General features: G+C 72.1%; 13 protein-coding genes. 10 read left to right on the forward strand and 3 right to left on the reverse strand.

The window, feature by feature from the left end; all coding sequences use genetic code 11:
* The first annotated feature begins 290 nt into the window (after positions 1–290).
* Positions 291–956 carry a response regulator transcription factor gene (locus tag ABZ693_RS08575; RefSeq protein ID WP_359874839.1) on the forward strand — a complete coding sequence of 222 codons (666 nt, stop codon included), beginning with the start codon at positions 291–293 and terminating at the stop codon, positions 954–956.
* Positions 946–1,989 (forward strand): sensor histidine kinase, encoded by a 1,044-nt coding sequence (locus ABZ693_RS08580; RefSeq protein WP_359874841.1) that lies wholly within the window; start codon positions 946–948, stop codon positions 1,987–1,989. The genes ABZ693_RS08575 and ABZ693_RS08580 overlap by 11 nt, the downstream gene beginning before the upstream one ends.
* Before the next feature lie 51 nt (positions 1,990–2,040).
* Here ABZ693_RS08580 and ABZ693_RS08585 read toward each other — a convergent pair whose 3' ends face one another.
* Positions 2,041–2,502, reverse strand: a complete 462-nt coding sequence (locus tag ABZ693_RS08585) for an FtsX-like permease family protein (protein WP_359874843.1) — start codon at positions 2,500–2,502, stop codon at positions 2,041–2,043.
* A 674-nt stretch (positions 2,503–3,176) separates the two neighbouring features.
* Between ABZ693_RS08585 and ABZ693_RS08590 the strand changes: the two genes are divergently transcribed.
* The 8 genes from ABZ693_RS08590 to ABZ693_RS08625 all read left to right on the forward strand — a co-directional run bounded on the left by ABZ693_RS08590 (position 3,177) and on the right by ABZ693_RS08625 (position 14,046).
* Positions 3,177–3,905: a gamma-glutamyl-gamma-aminobutyrate hydrolase family protein gene (locus ABZ693_RS08590; RefSeq protein ID WP_359874845.1), complete on the forward strand. Its 729-nt coding sequence runs from the start codon at positions 3,177–3,179 to the stop codon at positions 3,903–3,905.
* A complete protein-coding gene (locus ABZ693_RS08595; protein ID WP_359874847.1) occupies positions 3,902–4,651 on the forward strand; it encodes a GNAT family N-acetyltransferase in 750 nt (249 codons plus the stop codon). Before ABZ693_RS08590 ends, ABZ693_RS08595 begins: the two co-directional genes overlap by 4 nt.
* Before the next feature lie 73 nt (positions 4,652–4,724).
* Positions 4,725–6,530, forward strand: coding sequence for an NAD(P)/FAD-dependent oxidoreductase (locus ABZ693_RS08600; protein WP_359874849.1), 1,806 nt, complete (start codon positions 4,725–4,727; stop codon positions 6,528–6,530).
* Positions 6,531–6,556: 26 nt separating this feature from the next.
* Positions 6,557–8,017, forward strand: coding sequence for a pyridoxal phosphate-dependent decarboxylase family protein (locus ABZ693_RS08605; RefSeq protein ID WP_359874851.1), 1,461 nt, complete (start codon positions 6,557–6,559; stop codon positions 8,015–8,017).
* A 108-nt stretch (positions 8,018–8,125) separates the two neighbouring features.
* Positions 8,126–9,157: a DMT family transporter gene (locus ABZ693_RS08610; protein WP_359874853.1), complete on the forward strand. Its 1,032-nt coding sequence runs from the start codon at positions 8,126–8,128 to the stop codon at positions 9,155–9,157.
* Positions 9,158–9,278: 121 nt separating this feature from the next.
* Positions 9,279–9,653, forward strand: a complete 375-nt coding sequence (locus ABZ693_RS08615) for a hypothetical protein (RefSeq protein WP_359874855.1) — start codon at positions 9,279–9,281, stop codon at positions 9,651–9,653.
* Positions 9,654–9,664: 11 nt separating this feature from the next.
* A complete protein-coding gene (locus ABZ693_RS08620) occupies positions 9,665–13,303 on the forward strand; it encodes an NACHT domain-containing protein (RefSeq protein WP_359874857.1) in 3,639 nt (1,212 codons plus the stop codon).
* Positions 13,304–13,683: 380 nt separating this feature from the next.
* Positions 13,684–14,046, forward strand: a complete 363-nt coding sequence (locus tag ABZ693_RS08625) for a hypothetical protein (protein ID WP_359874860.1) — start codon at positions 13,684–13,686, stop codon at positions 14,044–14,046.
* 68 nt (positions 14,047–14,114) lie between these two features.
* Here ABZ693_RS08625 and ABZ693_RS08630 read toward each other — a convergent pair whose 3' ends face one another.
* Complete coding sequence (locus tag ABZ693_RS08630; protein WP_359874862.1) at positions 14,115–14,711, reverse strand: DUF2165 domain-containing protein; 597 nt, start codon at positions 14,709–14,711, stop codon at positions 14,115–14,117.
* Between the two features lie 804 nt (positions 14,712–15,515).
* Positions 15,516–17,720, reverse strand: coding sequence for a M4 family metallopeptidase (locus tag ABZ693_RS08640; protein WP_359874963.1), 2,205 nt, complete (start codon positions 17,718–17,720; stop codon positions 15,516–15,518).
* Positions 17,721–17,913: the final 193 nt, after the last annotated feature.

The following is a 17,913-nucleotide window of genomic DNA, read 5'->3' on the forward strand; positions in this document are numbered from 1 at the left end:
CCGAGCACGCGGCCGAAGATGACACGTCTGTCATCCGGCTGTCATGAGGGAGCGTCAATGAGACGTCCGAGCAGGGAATTTCAACTGACACCCCGCCCTTCACCCGCGCGGAGCGACGCCCCGCACACGCCTCGGGGCCGGGCCCGTAGCCGCATGTCGAGCCGTACCGATCCCGCCACCTCCACGTGATCACCTGTGGACGTCCCGTGCGATGTTCATGAAGAATCCGGGGAGAGGCGCGAGGGATGAACCGGAGCGCCGGCGCACGCGGAGCGGGAGGGGCAGCCACCATGGCACGGCTCTTGGTCGTCGAGGACGAGGCACGGCTCCGCGCCTACCTCAAGCGTGCCCTGGAAGCGGACGGCCACACCGTCGACAGCGCGGGCACCGGCCCGGACGCTCTTCTGCGCCTGCGCGACGGCGAGTTCGACCTGGTGGTACTCGATCTCATGCTGCCGGGGTGCGACGGTTTCGAGGTCATGCGGCACGCCATCGACCACAGACCCGGGCAGCGGGTTCTCGTGCTGTCCGCCGTGATGGACGTCTCCACTCGGGTGCGGTGTCTGCGGCTCGGGGCCGTCGACTTCCTCGGCAAACCCTTCGCGACCGCCGAGCTGTTGGAGCGCGTACGCACCAGACTCCGTTCCATCGCCCCCGGCCTTCCCCAGCGTTGGCTGCACGTCGGGGAGGTCACACTCGACCTGGAGCGGCAGACGCTTCGCCTGGACGGGCAGGAAGTCCCCCTGTCACACCGTGAGTTCATGCTGCTCGGCCACCTCATGCGACGCGCCGGGGCGGTGTGCAGCCGGCACGAGCTGCTCGCCGGCGTCTGGGGCCACACGGACGATCTGGGAAGCAATGTGGTCGACGCGACTGTCCGCCGTATCCGCGGCAAGGTGCCCCGGCCGGTCATCGAGACCGTACGCAACGCCGGATACACGTTCCGTGCCGGCTGAACACCGGCGCTTCCTCTTCGCGGGATGGGTGCTGTTCGCCGCGTGCAGTCAGCTGCTGTTGCTGATCGTGCCCGCTCTGGAGACCGTGGCGTTCCACCTGGTGTGGATCAGCCTGTCCCTCGTCTACGGCGTCGGAAGCTGGTCGAACCGGCGTACCGTCGTCGTGCTGGTGACGGTCACCCTGGTCACCGGTCTCACACTGGGCCGGTTCATCGCCCAAGGCCACCTCGGGTGGGACGAACTCGCCGAAGTCCCTTTGATGGCCCTGGTCTTCGTCAGCATGGTCTGGCATGTGCGCCGACGGGCCGCCGCCCTGGCCGAGACGCGCGAGCTCGTCGCACGCGAACGCCGCGCCCAGGAGGTCAAGGAGCTGTTCGTCCGCAACTGTTCGCACGAGATGCGCACCCCCATCACCGTGGCCCGCTGCTACGCGGAGCTGGTCCGGGACGCCCTGCCCACTCCCGGGAGCAAGGAGGACATCGAGGTCGTCGTGGACGAGCTGGACAAGCTCGGCAGCCTCGCCGGGCGTCTTCTCACGCTGGCCGACGCGTACGAGTCCGCCAGGTTCGAGTGGGGCCCGGTCGACCTCGGCTCGCTCCTGCGGCGGACGGTTCAGCGGTGGCGGCCCGCCTCGGACCGCGACTGGCTCCTGGACGCGCCGACGGTCCTGATCGAGGGCGACGAATCCCGGCTCGAGGCCGCCCTCGACGCCCTGGTGGAGAACGCCGTGAAGTTCACCGTCGCCGGGGACACCATCGCGCTGCGCTGCCGCGCGACCCGCGAGGGCGTCGTGGTCGAGGTGGAGGACACCGGGATCGGCTTCACTCCGTCGCCGCCGCACGACGAAAGCGGCCGCCCTCGGTCCTCCGGCGGCCCCGGCACCGGGCTCGGCCTGGCGATCGTACGGGCCATCGTCGACGGCCATGGCGGTGGCCTCACCGTGGTGTCGGGCCCGCCACGCGGCTCGCTGCTGCGCATGGCACTCCCGGCCCGCCCGCCGACGCCGATGCCCAGCACGAAGGGAGGCGCCTGACCTTGTGCGTTCACCCGTCAGGCGCCTCTCGCCCCCTCCGGCCGATACGGGTCAGGCTTCCGCGGCGGCCTCCAGGGGGCTGAGGTGTGCGGCTCGGCGGGCCGGGAGGGCGGCGGCGAGGACGCCGGCCGCGAGCGAGAGCGCGCAGGTGAGCAGCAGCGTTCCCCAGGGAAGGGTGAAGGAGTACTGCGGGAGGGAGCCGTTGGCCGGGGAGCTGACGGCCCAGGCACCGAAGACGCCGCTCGCGAAGCCGAGGGCGGTGCCGAAGGCGGCGACGGTCAGAGCCTCCAGGCGGATCATGGAGCGGATGCCGGCGCGGTCCTTCGGTGACCGCGGGCCGCGCCGGGGCGGTGTTGTGGACGACGAGCCGCACCGTGTCCGCGTCCTGGGCGACCGCGACGGTGACCTCGGCGTCGCGCGCGTACCGGTCTTCTCCGTCAGTGCCCCCTCGGCCTGCGTGTCAGACCGGTCGACAGGGCCGCGAAGCCCCCTTCCGCGACCCCGCGCCCCCACCCCGTGCCGACGGCCACACGGCAGGCGGCGAAGACACGGCTGACCAGGGACATGCCCTCGGTATCAACGCGTGCCTCACCCACGGACGTACCCCCGTGGGATGACCCGTCTCCGCCGAACGACAGAGATCCGCGCCCTCGACGAGGTGCGGGACGGGTCCTGTAGGGAACACACCTCCGCTCCACTCGTTCTGTCACTGTTTCAGCGCGAACCTATAGAGACGGTGAAACACAGAACAAGATTTCCTGACGCCACGCAAACGCGTCCTTAACACTCGACGGAATGACATATAAGAAGGCAAGCGTCGGTCACCTCACCGGGCCGAAGCCCTGTTTCGCTCCGGGGATCGCCGACTCCATCGCGCACCATGTGACCAAAAATCTGGCACAGTTGACCGAAAACAGGAGCAGGCCTGATTCGAGTCACCCTGGCGGAATATTGGGCGCCGGCTTCCTCGACTCCGGGAAAACCTCAGGTGGGAAGGGGGTACGTTCACCCTTTCGCCAGAGCGACGCCCAGCTGGAATTCTTCCCGCCGCAGCGCTTCCGGGCAGGCGTGACGGCGACCCGCGATCTTGCGAGGGGGCGCGGCGGTGGACTAGCGTCCCGTCCGGTTCGCGAATTCCCTCACTTCATGACGTCGTGACGTCATGCGTTCCCACCGGGAGTCGGGTCATGGTGGCATCCTCGTCCGTGCGGCCTCGAATAGGGGTCACCTCACGGTTTCGCCAGGCGATCGACAGTCACGCCCTTCATCACGGCTATGTCGACCAGGTCGTGCGCGCCGGTGGATTGCCGACCGTCCTGCCGACGCTCGACCCCGAATTCTGTGACGAGTTACTCGAGAACCTGGACGGCCTGCTCCTCACCGGCGGCGAGGACATCGACCCGGCCCACTGCACCGGGTCCGTCCGCCGGCCGGATTACACCTACCATCCCCGCCGCGACGCCTTCGAGTTGTGTCTCGCGCGACGCGCGCTCGATCGGGGCCTGCCCCTCCTCGGCGTCTGCCGGGGTTCGCAGATCCTCTGGTCCGCCACCGGGAACCCGCTCATCGCGCATATTCCGGACGTCAACCACGGGCAGGTGCTGCACCGCGCCTCTCTCACCAAGACGTCCCGGCATCTCGTCCTGCTCACCTCCGGCAGCGTGGTCGCCGAGGCGTACGACGAGGCCAAGATCGAGGTGACGTCCTACCACCACCAAGGGCTGGGCGAGCAGACCTCCGGCGACCTCCGCTGGCGGGTGACCGCCCGCGCCGAGGACGGGCTCGCGGAGGCCTTCGAGCAGGAGGACGCCGAGGCCCCCTGGGCGGTGGGCGTGCTGTGGCATCCCGAGCTGCCGGCCGACGACTGGACCGATCCGCTGGTCTCCGCCTTCGTGTCGGCGGCGGGTGCCTCGTGAGATTCGACGTCCAGCGCCTGGGCCCCGCCGACCTCGGCATGATCCTCGACCTCCAGGACCGGGTCCGCTCCGCCCTGCCCGACCCGTCCGTCTTCCAGACCAGCACCCCGGAGTTCATCGCGTACTGCCTCGCCGACGGCGGGCGTTGCTACCGGGTGGTGCACGAGGGCGAGCCGGTCGCCTACCGCATGGTCTATTTTCCGCGCGACCGCGCCTTCAACCTCGCCAAGGACACCACCCTTCCCGCGTCGCGGTACGCGGCTGTCGCGCACTGGGACACCGTGGCCGTACTGCCCGCGTGGCGCGGCCACGGGCTGGCCCGGCTGATGAACGCACGTGCCCTGGGCGAGCTGACGGACACCGGCATCCGGCATGTGTTCTCGACCAGTTCGCCCGCCAATCCGCACGGCGTACGCACCCTGATGGAAGCGGGATTCCAACCCGTCGGTCTCGTCGAGAAGTTCGGCGGCAAGCTGCGTTTCCTGCTCTACCGGCCCTATCCGCAGCCGTGGCCCGACCCGCCCGCCGCGCCACCGGGCCCGGGCCTGGCCCACGCCGGACCCGAGGAACGCCTCATAGCGTTCTCGGCCGCCGACGAGCTGGCCCAGGCGTTCCGGGACGGCTGGTCCAGCGCCGGCCTTTGTTTCGACGAACCCGCCGCCCCGGGCGGTCCCGTCCGGCGCGGTCCCGCCCGGCTGCGGATGGTGCGGCGCCCGCTGCCCTTCCGGCTCGTCGCGCCGCGCTGAGCCCCGCCTGGTCCCGGCTCGGCCTCCCCTCTCGTCTCTCATCGCACCCCGGCTCGAACAGGACTCTCGCGAGATGAAGATTCTGCTCACCCTGCCCGGTCCCGACCTCGCCTCCACCGATTTCCTGCGCTCCGGCACCGTCGTCCACGTACCGGCGGCGGACTCCGCCCCCGACGATGCCCTGCTCGCCGCCCTGCTCCGGCACGGCGCGCGCGCCCTGATCACCACCCGCCGCCCCGCCGACACCCTGTTGTGCGCCTGGGCCGAGCACACCGCCGGGCCGGTTCACGTGGCGTACGTACCCAGCGACGTGGACCCGACCACCGCCGACCCGGCAAGCCAGGCCCCGACCCGCCGGCCGATCCACCCGGCTTACCCCGTCCACGAGTTCACGCTCGACGGCACCGGCCTCGACGCCATCGCCGGCGCACTGGCCCGGTGCGAGCGCGCCGCCGCGCTCGCCCGCCCGGTACCCGCCGGCACCGCGCCCGAGGCAGGCGGTCCGCGCGAGGCCTTCGTGATCGGCGCCGGCGTCGTCGGCCTGGTCACCGCCCTGCACCTGGCGGACCACGGCTACCGGGTGACCGTGGTGGACCGCTCGCCCGCCCCCGGCACGGCCGACTGGCGGGCGTACGGCTGCACGCACGGCGGGGACGACGCCCGGATGTTCACGCTCACCGAGATGGACATCTACGGCAACCAGGACTTCCGGGGCGAGGCCCCCGAGTGGTTCCGGCAGCCCGTCGAGAAGCACGGGTGGCTGGCCCTCGACCCGGCCACGCTCACCCCGCGGGAGCAGGACTGGATCGAGGAGTTCGAGAGCGTCCCGTCCTGGCTGGCCCGCGGTTACAACGCGGACGTCTTCTCCCTCACCGCCGAGGCCGGGCAGGAGTGGACCGCGCTGCGCGCCCGATTCCCCCGCCTGTTCGAGGACGTCGCGCTCGCCGAGGACATCCTGCGCGTCTACGCCGACCCCGACCACTTCCGTGCCTCCCTGGAACGCCATCACGCCCTCGGGGCCGTCCTGCGCCGGCTGTCCGCGGCCGAGCTCGCGCGCGAGTACCCCGCCCTGGCCGCACCCGCCCGGAGCGGCACCCTGGTGGGCGGCATCCTCGTGCCCGGATTCACCGTCAACGTGCACCGGTTCGCCGAACGGGCCATCGAGCTCCTGACCGGACTCGGTGCCCGCTTCCACTGGGACACCCCGGTCACCGGCGTACGCCGCGGCGCGGACGGGGCCGTGACCGGCTTCGACTGCGCCATACCGGTGCCCGCCCACGCCCACGTCGTCGCCTCCCCCGGAGTCGACGGCGCCGCGCTGCTGCACGGCACCCCCTGCGAGGGCCGGATCCACGGGGTGATCGGCGGCTGGGCCCGTGTGGAGAACCGCGCCCCGGCGCTGCGTACCTCCCTCAAGGTCGCCCGCCGCGGGCACGTCACCGAGGACGCCAACGTGACCGTGGCCCGCGACGGCGACGGCCGGGAGATCCTGATCGTCGGCTCCGGATACGGCTACACCGGCGCCGCCGGCGAACCCGAGGAACGGCAGCTGGCCGCCCTGCGCGCGGGCATCGCCGACACAGTCGAGCGCCTCTTCGGCGAATCGGACGAGCCGGACGCGTCCTCGCGACCGTCCGACAACTACGGCTTCAAGTACTGCGTACGCCCGTGGACCGCGACCTCCCTCGGCCTGTACCACGCCGAGCCCCTCGGCCCCGGCGGCGCCCTCTACGTCGTCACGGGCGGGCACAACACCGGCGGCTTCGCCCAGGCACCCGTCACCGCCCGGGCCGTCCTCGCCTCGCTGCGCGGCGATCCGCACCCGATGCACACGCTGTACCACCCCGAGCGCTATCCCTCCTTCGCCACCGGCGCCTAGTCAGACAGGGACGAGGACCACAGCCCATGCACCCCCATCCCCCGCTGGATCCGGCCGACTGGGACGAGTTCCGTGCCCTCGGCAAGCAGATGATCGACGACATCGCGGACCACCTCTCCGGCATCCGCGAGCGCCCGGTGTGGCAGCAGGTCCCCGAGGAGGTCGCCGCCTCGTTCCGTACCGGCCTGCCCGAGGAGGGCCGGCCGATGGCCGAGGTGTACGAGGAGTACCGCCGGACCATCCAGCCCTACCCCCGGGGGAACATCCACCCCCGCTTCTGGGGCTGGGCCAACGGCTCGGGCGTGCCCGTGGCCGCGTACGGCGATCTGCTCGCCTCGGTGCTCAACTGCACCCTGGGCTCCGGCGGGAACGCCGCCATGATGGTCGAGCGGCAGGTGATCGACTGGATCGGGGAGGCCCTCGGCTGGCCCCAGGCCGGGTCCGGCCTGCTCACCAGCGGTGCCTCCATGGGGCAGGTCACGGCACTGGCCGCCGCCCGCGCGGCCAGGGCGCCCGAGTTCCGGGAGGCCGGCGCGGCCGGCTCCGGCGTCCGGTTCACCGTCTACGGCTCCACGGAGACCCACCACTCCGTCGACAAGGCCGTCGAGCTCCTCGGCATCGGCGGACGGTTCTTCCGCCGCGTTCCCGTCGACTCCGACTTCCGCGTGGACGTCGCGGCGCTGCGGGCCGCCATCCGAGCCGACCGGACCGCCGGGCTGACACCCCTCTGCGTCGTGGGCAACGCGGGGACCGTCAACACCGGAGCCGTGGACCCGCTCGCCGACCTTCTGGCCGTGGCCCGCGAGGAGGGCCTCTGGTACCACGTCGACGGCGCGTTCGGCGCGTTCGCCAGACTCCTGCCCTCCCACCGTCCCCTCCTCGAAGGCCTGACCGAGGCCGACTCCCTCGTCCTCGACCTGCACAAATGGCTCTACATGCCGTTCGACGTCAGCTGCCTGCTCACCCGCCGCGACGGCGACCTGGAAACCGCCTTCCGGTCCGGGGCGGACTACATCAGCAAGACGAAACAAGGGCCGGCGGCCTTCCCGTTGGCGTTCTCCGACCGCGGGGTGGAACAGTCGCGCCGCTTCCGGGCGCTCAAGGTGTGGTTCGCGCTCAAGACGTACGGCATCCGCGCCTTCGCCGACTCGATCGCCGGGAACGTCGCCCAGGTGGCCCACCTGGTCACGCTGGTCGAGGCGGCCGAGGACCTGGAACTCGCCGCCCGCAGCGACCTGAACGTGGCCTGCTTCCGCTACGTATGGCCGGGCGCGACCCCCGAGGCGCTGGACCGCGTCAACCGGGCCGTGCTCGACCGGCTCCAGACGGACGGCACCGCCATGCCCTCGCACACCGTGCTCGGCGGACGGTTCGTCCTGCGGGTGGCGAACAACAACCACCGTTCCACCACCGCCGACTTCGACCACCTGGTCACCGAGGTACGCCGGTGGGGAGCGGTGTACGCCGCCGCCGAGACCGGCCGCTGAGATGAACCGGCCGCCGGCCCGCGAGGATGACGCGGCGACGGGTCCGACCGCCCCCGTGTCATCCTCTTCCCCACACGGGGTCCCAGCCGACAAGCGGAGGATGCGTCCATGACAGCCATGACGGCCGGGCCGTACCGCGCCTACCTGGTCGGCCTGCCGGCGGCCCTGGTGGCGACGGCCCTGTGGGGGTTCACCTTCCTCGGGCCGGCGGCCGTGGCCCCCGTCAACGTCTACTGGCTGGTCGTGGGCCGGTACGCCGTCTTCGGGCTGATGTCCCTGGCCGTGCTGCTCGCCCGGCGCGGCGGGCCTCGTGCCCTCGGCACGCGCCGGCTGCTGACGGCCGTCCATCTGGGCGTGGTGGGCTACATCGGTTTCTACCTGCTGCTGGCGATGTCCGCCAAGCTGGGGGGCGGGGTCCTGGCATCGACGATGACCGGGCTGATCCCGCTGATGGTCACCCTGGTCTCGAACCGGCTGGAGAAGGTGCTCGCCTGGCGCCGGCTCGCGCTGCCCGTCGTGGTGATCTCCGTCGGCCTGCTGCTCGTCAACAGCGCGTCGCCCTCCGGCCGTACCGCCGACGGCCGCGACCTCGCGCTGGGCGCCGTCCTGGGGTTCCTCTCCTCCGCCGCGTGGTCGTACTTCGTCATCGTCAACCGCCGGGCCCTGAGGTCCGACGGCCGGCCGGCCGTCGACGGCACCACGTGGACCGCCTGCATCGGGGTGGGGGCCTGCCTGGGGTCGCTGTTCCTGGTGCCGCTCGCGGTGACCGGCGGCGGGCCGTCGCCGGTGTCGGACGCCGGGACGCTGTGGCCGTTCCTCGCGTGGTGCGTGGCGCTGGCCGTCCTGGGCTCGTGGTGTGCGACCTGGTTCTGGAACCTGGCCTCCGAACGGCTGCCGGCCACGGTGATGGGGCCGGTGATCGGCATGGAGGCGGTCTTCGGCGCCTCCTTCAACCTGCTGTGGGAGGGGCGGACCCCGACCTTCCACGAGTTGTGGGGCGGGCTGCTCGTGGTCGCGGGGGTGCTGCTGGCCTCGTACCTCTTCAACCGCGCCGGAATCACCCCGGACAAGGCCGCGCCGACCGGAGCGGACACCGCCGAGCCCGTCGGCCCGGCGCCGGTCCGATCGGACCGCGCCTGAGCGACGGAGGCGGCGCGAGGCTCGGCGGGGCCGTGAGCCGCAGGACTCTTTTTCTGTGGACAGAGCGGGCACTCTCCGATGGGATGGGCCCGTGTCGGTGGCCGTGTCGAGGGGAGCGTCCATGGAACCGGTGGCAGCGGAACTTCTCATGGCTCTGGCGAGCGGGACCGCCGGAGCCGCGGGGCAGAGCCTGTGGGAACGGCTCCGCGCACTCGTACGAAGAGAGGCCGCGGAGACCGTCGGCGAAGGGGAACTGGCCGCCCTCGACGAGGACACCGCCGACGACGCCCGCGCCCGTGCGCTGGCCGACGCCCTCGCGCTGCGGGCGGAGCAGGATCCCGCCTTCGCGCAGGCGCTGACGCTCTGGCACCAAGAGGCGGAGCGGATCCACGGCGGCGGGGGCCGCGGCGGCGACACGCGTCAGGAGATATCCGGCGGCACCCAGCACAACGTGGTCTTCACCCGGGACGTCCACGGAACGATCAACCTCGGCTGAGAGGCGCGACGGTGAAGCACGGGGAGGGCGACGGCCCCGACCAGAGCATCGTGGGCGGCACCCAGCAGAACGTCGTCTTCGCGCGCGACATCGGGACCGTGGAGATCCACGGGGCGTACGAGATCCACTCCGGCACCGGCACCGGACGCGGTGCTCCGTGGTATCGCCGCTTCGGCCCGGCCGGCCGCCTCGTCATCGGGCTCGTCGGCGTACTGCTCCTCGTCACCCGCCCCGCGCTGCCGGGGTCGCTGCCGGAGCGGACCGGCCTCGGTCCGGTGGCCTTCGGGTCGCTCCTGATCGCGGGCGCGCTCCTGGCCGAGGCCGGCACCCGGGTGAGCCGGGCGGTGGCCCGGCGCCGGCACGCGGCCTGGCGCTCCGAGAGAAACCTCGCTCGCACGGCCGACGCCCTCGCGGAAAGCCTCTCCTTCCGTTACGGCCAGGACGAGCGCCTGGCGAGGATCAACGACCCGCTTCCGCTCGCGGTGACCTGGACGACCGGGCCGGCGGGCACGCCGGCCGCCGAGGGCGGCTCCGGCCACGACGAGCACCGCGAGGACGACCGCGACGGCCCGGGCCGCCGCCCCGGACCCGCCGCCGGCGAGGCGGCCATCGCCGGCCTCTTCACCGCCACCCCCGCCCGGCGTCTCGTCGTCCTCGGCGGCGCCGGAGCCGGCAAGTCCGTTCTCGTCCTGCGCCTCGCGCACGCCCTCCTGCGCGAGCGCGCCCGCGGCTCCCGGGACCCCGTACCCGCCATCGTGTCGCTGGCGTCCTGGGATCCGGGCCACGGCCTGCTGGGCTGGCTGGCCGAGCGGCTGGCGGAGGAGTACCCGGACGCGTTCGCGTCGCTCGCGGGTGCGCCGCCCGCCGATGTGGCCTTCCATCTGCTGCTGACCCGCCGGGTCCTGCCGGTCCTCGACGGGTTCGACGAACTGCCCGAGCCCCGGCGGGCCGACGCCCTCCGGCAGATCACCGCGACGATGGCGGGCCGCCGCCCGTTCGTGCTGACGAGCCGCGAACCGGAGTACCGCGAACACGCGCCGGAGGAAGCGCTGTTCGAGCGTACGGAGATCCGGCTCAGCCCCTTGAGCGACGACGCCGTACGGGCGTACCTCGCGCCGGGCGGGACCCGGAGCAGATGGGCACCCGTACTCGACCGGCTCGGTGACCGGACCGACCCCGTGGACGGCGACGCGCCGGAAGTACGGCGGCTGCGCGACGCGCTCGGCGTACCGCTGATGGTGGGCCTCGCCCGGGTCGCGTACGCGCGCGGGGACTCCGACCCCCGAGAGCTGCTGGAACCGGCGAGGTTCGACAGCAGGCAGGACATCGAACGGCATCTGTACGACGCGTTCCTCGACGTCGTCTACAGCGCCTCGCACGACGTACAGGCCGTGCGCGGCGGATGGGCGCCGGAACGGGCACGCGCGTGGGCGGGGTTCCTCGCCTCCCGGATGAAGGAGACGAACGAGCAGGACCTCGCCTGGTGGCGGCTGGACGAGACGGTGCCGCGCGCCGTGCGGGTGCTCGCGCTGGTCCCGGCGTTCGCCCTGGCCGCCGTGCTCGTCGCGGGGATCGACTTCGGGGTGCCCTGGTGGCACGGCCGGCTCCCGCTGGAAGTCCCGGGCGGCTTCGTCCTGTTGTGCGTGCTGGTGCTCGCCGCCGCGGCCGGACGCCCGCCCACGTGGCATTTCCCGCCGCGGCGTCTGGCCCGGCCCAGCCGTGCCGAGGCCCCCGCCACGGGCCCCCTCGCCCGGTGGCGCAGGGCGCTCCTGATGCTCCTGCCGCTCGGCCTGGCGGCGGGCTGGGCCGCCGCGCTGACCGCCGACGGCCATGCTCCCCGCTGGGCGATGACGCTTCCGACCTCGGTCGTCGCGTGGATGTCCGGGGCGTGGGCCGTCGCCGCCGTCTGGCGCCGGTCCGATCCGACGAGTGCCGACAGTCCGGCCGCGCTGCTGCGCGCCGACCGGCGCGGCGTCCTGGCCCTGGGCTGGTCGGCACCCTTCAAACGAGGGCTGACGGACACTCCGCTGTCGGTGCTGACGCTGCCGGCCGCCATGCTCGCCGCTTGGCAGTGGTTCGGCGGCGTGGACGTCGTCACCGGCCGTGACTGGATCCGCCTGGCCGTCGGGCTGCCGCTGGTGTGGGCCCTGTACGCGTTCGGGGTGTCCGCGTGGGGCGGTTTCACGGTCGCCCGCCTGTATCTCTGGGGGACGGGCAGGCTGCCCCGACGGCTCATGGCCTTCCTGGAGGACGCCCATGCGCGCGGTGTGCTGCGCCAGTCCGGCGGTGTCTACCGCTTCCGGCACATCGAGCTGCGCGACCGGCTGGCCCGGGACACGGACGGCGGCACCACCGCCCGCGCCCGGCCGGGATCGCGTCTCGCCGTGCCACGGCGCGTCGCGGGTGCCCTGCTCCTGGGAACCGCCATGCTGGCGGGCGGCGCCATCGTGTTCGCGGCCCCCACCTCGGCACCGCTGCCGGGCCCGGTCCGTTCCCTGCCCGCCGCGTGCGCGCTCTTCGACCGGGAGGACCTCGACCGGCTGATGGAGACACCCGCGGTCGTCGTCGGCAAGGACGGGCGCACGTGCGGCGCGGGCGAACAGGCGCCGTTCGTCCGTGACATCGGGATCGCCGTCGGCACCTCGCTCCTCACCGGGAAGAACCGCTTCGAGAGAGGCCCGGACACGGCGCACACGGCGTATCTGACCGCGCAACAGGCGGCGAAGAGCTGGGCGCGGTCCGACACCACCTCCGGTTTCCATCGCGCGCTCTCCGGCCTCGGCGACGAGGCGTACGTCTCGGCGGTGCGCAACCCGTACCGGACCACTCCCGAGGTCCGGGAGCCGGACGGGTTCGCGGAGGTCGGCGTGCGCACCGCGAACGTGTTCCTGTACGTCCGGTACGACGAGGAGTTCGCCTCTGCCGAGCGGGCGGCCGAGGCCGCGCGGATCCTGGCCGAAGAGGCCGTTCGCCGCGCCGGGCTCACGGGCGGCGCGTCCCGCACCGAGGGCGCCGAGGCCGCCACGCCCGGCACCACGGGGACACCGGTCAGCCGGCGGTCCCTGGCCGATCTGCCGCCCCCGACGAAGATCCCGGACAGCGGCAACCGGTTCGCGTACTACTCCCGCGGCCCGGCACGGTCGGTGCGGGGAGCGACCTGGAACGGCGACGAACGCTCGTACCTCTGGTACCTCGGGCGGACCCCGGTCGTCTTCCGCGCCCCGAAGCAGCTCGTCTGCACCCGCGCGGACGCCGACGACCCGGTCACGTACGGCTGCCGGGCCGACCCCGATGCGGTGAAAGCCGGGCTCCTTCCCGACCTGCGGCTCGACCTCCGATTCCACTACTGCGGAGCATCGTGCGGCCAGGAGGAAAAGCTCGCGTTCCTGCGCACGGCCCCCGACCATGAGCGGACCTCCTGGACGAAGATCGACGACTCCACGTACATCGCGGCGGGACCCGGTGCCCGGGCGGACCGCTACCGGATCGCGATGAAGCACGCCTGGGCCTGGCGTGACCAGAAGACGAAGGTCCCGTACCTCTATCTGCTCTGGGTCCGTGCCGATGTCCCGCAAGAGGACGCGGCGACGGCCCAGAAGATCGTGAACGACCTGTTCACGCAGGCCGACAGTCTCCGGACGGCCGGCTGAGGCAAGAAGCATGCTCGACAGCATCGCCGCCATGAAGGCGGCACCGGGAACCGAGAACCAGGTCCACCCCGCGACGGGCTGACCGGCACCCGGACTCGTCCAGCGGCGGGAGCGCTCCACCGAGCGCTCCCGCCGTACGGCATTCACGGGCCGGAACGCGTCCGCCTTCGCGTGCCCCCAGGACGCGGCGCGTGGAGGCGTCCTGGCGGCAGGCCCCTCACACAGTGTCCTTTGAGGAGGTACCACCGTTGTTGTTCGCGATGATGCGGTCTTGTTGCGAACCGTGCGGGAATCTGATCGAGGGCCCCACTCACCTCTGCAGATATCGATCAGGGTCGCGCGTACGCCGCCGAAGGTCCGGTACATGGCGAGGAGGCTCCGTGGAACTGGTGAAGCAGGCACTGCCCCAAGTCGAGGCGCATGCCGAGCGGGTCGCCGAGGCCGCCTGCAACCTCGCTGACGACATCAGCCCGGACGGCTGGAGCGCGTCGGTCGCCGAGGACGTTCTCGACACGATCGACGTTCTCGCGGAGGCCTTGTGCGAGGCCGATCCCGGCCTCGCACGGTTCCTCGGCGCGGTGACAGCCGCGACCACCACCGCCCGCCGGCGCCTGGGGCTCCCCGTGGACGGCGATCCGGAACCGGCCTCTTCCGGACGGATACTGGCCTTCCCCCGTGACGGGCGCAGGCCGAAGCAGCGTGCGCTGAGAGACGACTACCGGGCGATCCGTTCAGCCCTCTGAGGGGCGGAGCGGTACGTGCCGGCCGCGGGCGGCGCGCCGGTGCCGGAGCCCGTACGACGCAGGGCGTGTCAGGTCCGTTCGGCACCGGCCCGGCGGACAGCGGGCAGGTACACCACGAGGAGCGTGAAGGCCGCCAGTGCGACGTTGCGGGCAGCGGCGTCCAGACCGTTCCAGTCGGACGACTGCCACATGGCGAACCACTCACCGCCGATCGCGAGGAAGCCCATCCCGAAGAGCAGCAGCACCATCACCAGACCCACCGTGCTCGCCGCGCGGGCACGGTCGTACGCGTCGCGGCGCAGCCCCGTGATCCAGAACCAGGTGGCGGCGAGGAGGACCAGCGCGGCCAGCGCCTCCCAGACGATGACGGCGACGTAGGCGGCGTTCTGCAGGGCACGGGATTCGACCGCCCGCCACATCAGGTCAGGATCCTTGAAGGTGGTGTCCATGCTCAGAACATGCTGGACGAACTGCTGATTGGTCCCGAAGTCCGTGATGTTCCCGAAGGCGACCAGGGCCATGTACAGCGCGACGGTCGCCGTCAGCACGGTCGCCGCGACGGGCGGCGCACCGAGCCGGAGGAGCCGGTTCCGCTGGGTGAAGGCCGGGGCCGTTCCCGAAGGGGCGCCGGAGTCGGGTCCGGTCGGCCGGTGGGCCTGTGCCATGGATGTGTCCTCCCTCGTCATCCCGAGGGCGCTTGGACCCCGGGTCATGCCTTCCCCTCCCCACTTCCGCGGCCTTCCAGCCTCCCTGCCGCGCGCCGGCCCCTCCACGGGGCGCTGTCGGTTCCCCTGTGGCTCATCCGACGGCGGCCGGATATACCCGAACTGCGGACGCACCGCCCGGCGGATCGCCCGCGCCGACGCCGGCCGCGCACGACAGAGGCCACCCGCAAGAAATCGCGGGTGGCCTCTCGGCTGGTGCCGTGGCGGGACCGGCCCCGCGGCATCCCGCCGTGGGAAGCGTTCTACGCCCGCTCCCGAGGTGCGGGAGTCGGAGCCGCGCCGTCGGGAGGCGCCCTGCTGGGAATCCCCGGTGTCACCGGCACGGACTCCCGCACCGTGAGGGCACGGGGCCCGCTCCCCGGTCTCTACCGTCAGTTCGGGGTGTGGATGCGGGTGGCGGCCTCGATGACGAACCAGCCGCCGTACTGCTGAGCGCCGTGCGGGAGCGTCATCAACCGTGCCCCTCCGCCTCTTTGGGCCGACGGAACTCGCGGACGACCTCGATCGTGCCGACGCTGTACCGGTTGAACTCGGCCGACTCCTCGGCCGGACGGCTTCCATCCCGCCCGGGCCGAACCGGAACGCCTCGGCCACGCCGGCCGGCGGCAGCCTCGGGGTCCCCATGGGCGTGGCGGGCCTCATGGTCACGGTCTTGCCGAGTCGTCCGCGCGTCACGATCGCCTGCCGACCGGATCCGCCCTGGAGGGCGAATCCGGTCGGCGGGATCACGCCGTCACACAGGTCCTAGAAGAGGAGCTTCCAGCCGTCGAGGTAGCCCGTGTCGGAGCGGTACGCGTCCCGGACCCGGAGCCGCCAGGTTCCGTTGGCAACCTGGCTGGAGGCGTCCACCGTGTAGGTCTCGAGTACGTCGTCGGCCGAGTCGGACCCGCTGATGTTCTTCAGCGGGTACACCGTGCCGTCGGGGGCGACCAGGTCGATGGCCAGGTCACCACGGTAGGTGTGCTTGATGTCCACGGCCACCTTGAGGTCGCTCGGCGCCTGGCCCTGGAGTCCGGTGACGTCGATGTCCGAGAAGACCGCGGCACCCCCGTCCGGGATCGGGACGTCGGTGGTGTTCTCGAAGACGTTCCTGATGCTCCAGGTGAAGCTCGCCGTCCTGAGGCCGTGCATCGAGCCTCGTACGGTGATGGTGACGTCGCTGGTGCCGCGCTTGGTCGGGGTGCCGGTGATGAGGCCGGTGACGTGGTCGATCTTCAGGCCTTCGGGGAGGCCGGTGGCGAAGTAGGTGAGAACACCGGGGTTGAAGCCGGTCGCCTGGATCTGGAGACTGGTGGCGGCGTCGACCGCGCTGTACTGGTCAGCGGGGGCGGTCAGCATGATGCCGTCGACGACGCGAGGGCCGACGTTGATGGCGGCCCAGGCGTTGGCGGTGTTGACGTAGGTGTCGCTGCCCAGCCCGTACAGGTCGGCGGCGGCCTGGAGGGTGGCGGTGCGGGCGCCGGCGTAGTCGGTGGACGAGGTCATGTAGGTGGTGAGGGCCTTGTACCAGATCTTGGCGGCGGCGTCCCGGCCGATCGCGGTGACCGGCAGGCCGTCGGAGGTCGGGGAGTCGTAGTCCACGCCGTTGACGGTCTTGGCACCGCTGCCCTCGGAGGCCAGGTAGAACCAGTGGTTGGCCGGGCCCGAGGAGTAGTGGACGTCGAGGGAGCCGAGAGTGGAGGACCAGGCGTCGGCGGACCGTCCGTCCTTGGAGGGCTTGTCCATGTAGCGCAGCGGGGTGCCGTTGCCGCGGATGTCGATCTTCTCGCCGACGAGGTAGTCGCCGGCGTCGGAGGCGTTGTCGGCGTGGAACTCCACGGCGGCGGCCATGATGTCGGAGGTGGCCTCGTTGAGGCCGCCGGACTCGCCGCGGTAGATCAGGCCCGCGGTGTTGGAGGTGACGCCGTGGGTCATCTCGTGGGCGCCGACGTCGATGGAGGTGAGCGGCTTGGCGTTGCCGGCGCCGTCACCGTAGGTCATGCAGAAGCAGGAGTCCTGCCAGAACGCGTTGACGTAGTTGTTGCCGTAGTGCACGCGGGAGTAGGCGCCGACACCGTCGTTCTTGATGCCGTTGCGGCCGTGGACGTCCTTGTAATAGTCCCAGGTGAGCTGGGCACCGTAGGCGGCGTCCACGGCGGCGGTCTGCCGGTCGCCGGTGGTGCCGTCGCCCCAGGTGTCGTCCGGGTCGGTGAACAGCGTGCCGGTGCCGGAGCTGCCGCCCTTGAGGTCGTACGTCTTGTGGCCGCCGCGGGTGGCGTCGGTCATCGAGTAGCCGCCGTCGGTCGGTGTGGTGCCGATGGTGACCTGGCCGGAGTACTCGCTGTTGCCGATGCCGGTCTCGATGCCCTGGTATTCGAACAGCTTCTTGCCGGTCTGGGCATCGGTGATGACGTGCAGCTCGGAGGGGGTGCCGTCGGCCTGGGTGCCGCCGATCACCGTCTCCCAGGCCAGGGTCGGGGCGCCGGTCGCGGCCCAGACGATCTTGCGGGCGGTGCCGGCCGTCGCCTTGGCGACGCCCTTGGCCTTGGCGCGGCCCAGCGCGAAGGCCTTCGCGGAGCCGGCGCTCCGGGCGGCGGCGGTGGAGGCGACGGTGATGGGCGCGTCGGTGGCCTTGGTGGCGCCCTTGGTGGAGCCGTTCGCGGCGGTGTGGACGACCAGGTCGCCGCCGAGGACCGGCAGTCCGGCGAAGGTGCGCTCGTAGCGGGTGTGCAGGGTGCCGTCCGCGTCCTTCAGGACGGACTTGACGATCAGTTCCTCCTGCGAGCTCAGGTGCAGCGACCTGGCGGTCGCCGCCTTGGACGCGTTCGCCGCGGCCAGCAACTCGCCGCGCTGCGACGGCGACAACCGCACCGACAGCGCGCCGGCACGGGCCTTGGCCTGGGTCCGGGCCGTGCTCTGGCCCGCGACGTCGGCGGTGGCGACACCGGAGGGCAGCACGGCCGCGATCATCGCGGCGCCGGCTACCAACGCGCTCGCGGCGACGGCCTTGCGGGGTGATCTGGTCACGCAGAACTCCTTTTGCGACGGCCGGATATGTGCGGCCGGGATCAGCCGGGCCGGCGGGGATGGTGCCGCCCGGTAGAGCTGGAGGTGCGAGTGGGACGCATGGCGTCCGAATTGATCACCGCATCCTGTGGTGCGC

Origin of the sequence: Streptomyces laurentii (assembly GCF_040635425.1) — a bacterium.
GTDB classification, from domain to species: domain Bacteria; phylum Actinomycetota; class Actinomycetes; order Streptomycetales; family Streptomycetaceae; genus Streptomyces; species Streptomyces laurentii.

Excerpts from the sequence above, each read along its gene's own strand:
- ABZ693_RS08575 (WP_359874839.1), top strand. The coding sequence starts at position 291 with ATGGCACGGCTCTTGGTCGTCGAGGACGAGGCACGGCTCCGCGCCTAC.
- ABZ693_RS08590 (WP_359874845.1), top strand. The coding sequence starts at position 3,177 with ATGGTGGCATCCTCGTCCGTGCGGCCTCGAATAGGGGTCACCTCACGG.
- ABZ693_RS08600 (WP_359874849.1), top strand. The coding sequence starts at position 4,725 with ATGAAGATTCTGCTCACCCTGCCCGGTCCCGACCTCGCCTCCACCGAT.
- ABZ693_RS08605 (WP_359874851.1), top strand. The coding sequence starts at position 6,557 with ATGCACCCCCATCCCCCGCTGGATCCGGCCGACTGGGACGAGTTCCGT.
- ABZ693_RS08610 (WP_359874853.1), top strand. The coding sequence starts at position 8,126 with ATGACAGCCATGACGGCCGGGCCGTACCGCGCCTACCTGGTCGGCCTG.
- ABZ693_RS08615 (WP_359874855.1), top strand. The coding sequence starts at position 9,279 with ATGGAACCGGTGGCAGCGGAACTTCTCATGGCTCTGGCGAGCGGGACC.
- ABZ693_RS08630 (WP_359874862.1), bottom strand. The coding sequence starts at position 14,711 with ATGGCACAGGCCCACCGGCCGACCGGACCCGACTCCGGCGCCCCTTCG.
- ABZ693_RS08640 (WP_359874963.1), bottom strand. The coding sequence starts at position 17,720 with ATGATCGCGGCCGTGCTGCCCTCCGGTGTCGCCACCGCCGACGTCGCG.